This window comes from Burkholderia sp. Se-20378, assembly GCF_017104665.1.
Classification (GTDB): Bacteria; Pseudomonadota; Gammaproteobacteria; order Burkholderiales; family Burkholderiaceae; genus Burkholderia; species Burkholderia lata.
In genome coordinates this window covers 1-3,346 of record NZ_JAAGPG010000698.1, presented here as the reverse complement: position 1 = coordinate 3,346, position 3,346 = coordinate 1, and the positions used below count along the sequence as shown (strand labels likewise).

General features: G+C 66.0%; 4 protein-coding genes and 1 pseudogene. 3 read left to right on the top strand and 2 right to left on the bottom strand.

The genetic code is table 11. The annotated features are described in order from the left end of the window. Window positions 1-544: PAS domain-containing protein (locus tag G3N93_RS36300; protein WP_206135171.1), on the bottom strand; the 544-nt coding region annotated here is incomplete at its 3' end. Window positions 545-868: 324 nt separating this feature from the next. Here G3N93_RS36300 and G3N93_RS36295 point away from each other — a divergent pair. The 3 genes from G3N93_RS36295 (at window position 869) to G3N93_RS36285 (ending at window position 2,893) form a co-directional block, all read left to right on the top strand. Then, complete coding sequence (locus tag G3N93_RS36295; RefSeq protein WP_206135170.1) at window positions 869-1,726, top strand: bifunctional 2-polyprenyl-6-hydroxyphenol methylase/3-demethylubiquinol 3-O-methyltransferase UbiG; 858 nt, start codon at window positions 869-871, stop codon at window positions 1,724-1,726. Beyond that, a complete protein-coding gene (locus G3N93_RS36290; protein WP_206135169.1) occupies window positions 1,723-2,283 on the top strand; it encodes a GNAT family N-acetyltransferase in 561 nt (186 codons plus the stop codon). The genes G3N93_RS36295 and G3N93_RS36290 overlap by 4 nt, the downstream gene beginning before the upstream one ends. Before the next feature lie 109 nt (window positions 2,284-2,392). Then, window positions 2,393-2,893: a DUF523 domain-containing protein gene (locus tag G3N93_RS36285; protein WP_374196541.1), complete on the top strand. Its 501-nt coding sequence runs from the start codon at window positions 2,393-2,395 to the stop codon at window positions 2,891-2,893. A gap of 89 nt (window positions 2,894-2,982) precedes the next feature. On the opposite strand, the pseudogene G3N93_RS36280 reads toward G3N93_RS36285, so the two are convergent. After that, window positions 2,983-3,346 (bottom strand): annotated as a pseudogene (locus G3N93_RS36280) (3-oxoadipyl-CoA thiolase); the annotation flags it as partial.

Here is a 3,346-nt window from a genome sequence, read left to right as displayed (position 1 = left end):
CGACGACCGCCGGTGCAAGCACGCACAGCGCCGAATGCACGCGTGCACGCACCGACATCGTCTGCGACAGCGACGCGATGCGCAGCAGCCCCGTGCGGATCACCAGCCCCTTGTGGAACCGGCGCTGGCCGGCCTTGCCTTCGCGAAACGCGCGATACAGCGCATCGGCGGCCTCGCTCTCGTCGTGCGGCGCCTTCGTGCGCACCGACATGTAGCCCTGCGGCTCGCCGTTGCGCATCACCGGAATCGCGTTCGCGCGCACCCAGTAGTGATCGCCGTTCTTGCGGCGGTTCTTCACGAGCGCGGTCCACGGCTCACCGCGCTTGAGTGTCGCCCACATGTCGGCAAACGCTTCGCGCGGCATGTCCGGGTGGCGCACCACGTTGTGCGGCTGGCCGACGAGATCCTCGTTCGTGAAGCCGCTCACCTGCGCAAACGTCGTGTTGGCGTAGGTGATGATGCTGTCTGCGTCGGTCGTCGACATCAGCGTGACGTCGTCGGGGAAATCGAATTCCTGTTGGGTAACGGGCTGGTTATTGCGCATGCAAGGCTCCGAAAAGCGGATCTGACGTCCGCGTCGCGCTGACTTCACGCTCAGTAGCCGAAAAACGGTTTATCGCTTTACGACGGTCTTCATCTTACTGTCGGCATATTGGGGAAAAACCTTACCCTTTCTTCGCATAAAATATTCAATTCGGCGGCCGCCATGATTTCGATCAAATAATCCGGCAATATTCGCTGCGTATGTTCATCCACCTGTCACGCCGCACCGCCCAGCCACATCGCACGGCACGCGTATGTCGCCGGCCGTTGCACGCGGCGAAACGATTCCGTCTATCCTGCTCCATTCAATCGGCATTCGAATTCGATGAAAAAGGCATTGCACGAACTGAATCGGCTGTCCTGGAATACGGCGACAGTCGCACATAACAGTCATAAAGGCGATCAAGCCGCCTTTTTCCGCGAAGGCGGCTCGACGCTCTTTCCGGAAGAACGCGAATTGCTCGGCGACATCAGCGGGCTGCGGCTCCTGCACCTGCAGTGCAACGCGGGGCAGGACACGCTGAGCCTCGTGCGCGACGGCGCGGATGCGACGGGCGTCGACATTTCCGACGAAGCGATCGCGTTCGCGCGGCAACTGTCGATCGACGCGGGCCTGCCGGCGCGTTTCGAGCGCGCCGACGTGCTCGACTGGATGCCCGAGGCCGCCGCGCGCGGGGAACGCTTCAATCGCGTGTTCACGTCATACGGCGCGATCTGCTGGCTGTCCGACCTGAACGCGTGGGCGCGCGGGATCGCCGCGCTGCTCGCGCCGGGCGGCCGTTTCGCGATGGTCGAGTTCCATCCGTTCGCGCTGTATTTCGACGAACACTGGAAGCCGCACTACGACTATTTCAAAGGCGACGCGACCGAGGAGCCGGCGGGTGTCGGCGACTACGTCGCCGCCTCCGGCACGGGGCTCGGCGCGCAGCACGACCATCCGGGCGTCGTCGATTTCGTGAACCCGCATCCGAGCTACGAGTTCATGTGGGGCATCGGCGAAGTCGTGAACGCGCTTGTATCGGCCGGGCTCGCGATCGACCGCCTGACCGAATATCCGTATGCGAACGGCTGGAAGGGCTTCGACGGCATGCGCGAGCTGGACGGCCACCGGATGGTGCCGCCCGACGGCATGCCGCGCTTGCCGCTGATGTATGGGATCGCCGCGCATCGGGAGGCCGCATGATGCGCCGCACCGCCGCCGAACGCGACGCACTTTCCGCCCGCCTGCTCACGCGCGACGATGTGCCCCTCGTGTGGACCATCGACCGGCGCGAGATCATCGAGCACCTGTATGTGCTGCGCGACGGCGCGCTGCAGCTCGTGCCCGACTTCTATGACGTCGCGGGCTGGCCCGACGGCGAAGCCGACCACTACACGCCGATCCTGCTCGACTGCCACGATCGCGGCGGCTGGTGCCTCGGCATGTTCGACGGCGCACGACTCGTCGCGGCGGTCGTCGTCGACAGCCAGCCGCTCGGCCCGCACCGCGACATGCTGCAGTTGAAGTTCCTGCACGTGAGCCGCGACTGGCGCAGCTGCGGGCTCGGCGAGCAGCTTTACAGCGCCGCCCGTGAGCAGGCGCGCGCGATGGGCGCTGCGCGCCTGTATGTGTCGGCCACACCGTCGCAGAACACGATCGACTTCTACCTGCGGCTCGGCTTCACGGTCAGCGCATCGCCCGACCCGGCGCTGTACGCGCTCGAGCCGGAAGACATTCATCTGGAAGGGCCGACCGCCTGACGCACCGGCACGCGGGCGACGCGTAGAATTTCCGGCTTAGCCACTGCCGCCATCAGTCATCGCGGCATCACGGAGAGCGAAATTGCAGAACGAAGCGCAGCCGCACGCCATGCCGAAGATCCTCGTCAGCATGTGCGTGGTCGGTCATCCGGTCCGTTACAACGGGTCGGCCAAGACCGCCGCACACGAGGCGCTCGAGCGCTGGCAGCGCGAAGGGCGTCTCGTGCCCGTCTGCCCCGAACTGGCCGGCGGCTTCAGCGTGCCGCGCCCGCCCGCCGAAATCGCCGGCGGCGAATCGGGGCAGCGGGTGCTGTCGGGCGCTGCGCGCATCGTCGACGTGAACGGAACGGACGTGACGGCGCCGTTCGTGTCCGGTGCGCACACCGCGCTGGCCCTCGCGCGCACGCACGATTGCCGCTTCGCGATCCTCGCCGACGGCAGTCCGTCGTGCGGCAGCACGTTCATTTATGACGGGAGTTTCGAGAACCGGCGGCACGCGGGCGCCGGTGTCACAGCGGCGTTGCTGCACGAGCATGGCATCGAAGTGTTCGCGGACACCGAGATCGACGCGCTCGATGCGCGCCTCAAGGAATTGTCGCAGGCCGGTTAACGACAATGCGCGGCACGAGAATCCTCGTGCCGCGCATCGATTCGGACAGGGCGAAGCGGTAACGCTGCCGCTTCACCCCGAGACGCAGGTCAAACGCGTTCGATCGCGATCGCAATGCCCTGGCCGACGCCGATGCACATCGTGCACAGCGCAAAACGGCCGTTCGTGCGATGCAGCTGATACATCGCGGTCGTCACGAGACGCGCGCCCGACGCACCAAGCGGGTGGCCCAGTGCGATCGCGCCGCCGTTCGGGTTCACGCGAGGATCGTCATCGGCGACGCCGAGCATGCGCAGTACCGCGAGACCTTGCGATGCGAATGCCTCGTTCAGCTCGATCACGTCGAACTGGTCGATCGTCATCCCGAGCCGCGCGAGCAGCTTCTGCGTGGCCGGCGCGGGGCCGATGCCCATCACGCGCGGCGCGACGCCGGCCGTCGCGATCCCGAGCACA

What these genes read in the sequence shown, in the direction of transcription:
- G3N93_RS36295 (WP_206135170.1), top strand. Translation starts at nt 869, where the DNA reads ATGAAAAAGGCATTGCACGAACTGAATCGGCTGTCCTGGAATACGGCG.
- G3N93_RS36290 (WP_206135169.1), top strand. Translation starts at nt 1,723, where the DNA reads ATGATGCGCCGCACCGCCGCCGAACGCGACGCACTTTCCGCCCGCCTG.
- G3N93_RS36285 (WP_374196541.1), top strand. Translation starts at nt 2,393, where the DNA reads ATGCCGAAGATCCTCGTCAGCATGTGCGTGGTCGGTCATCCGGTCCGT.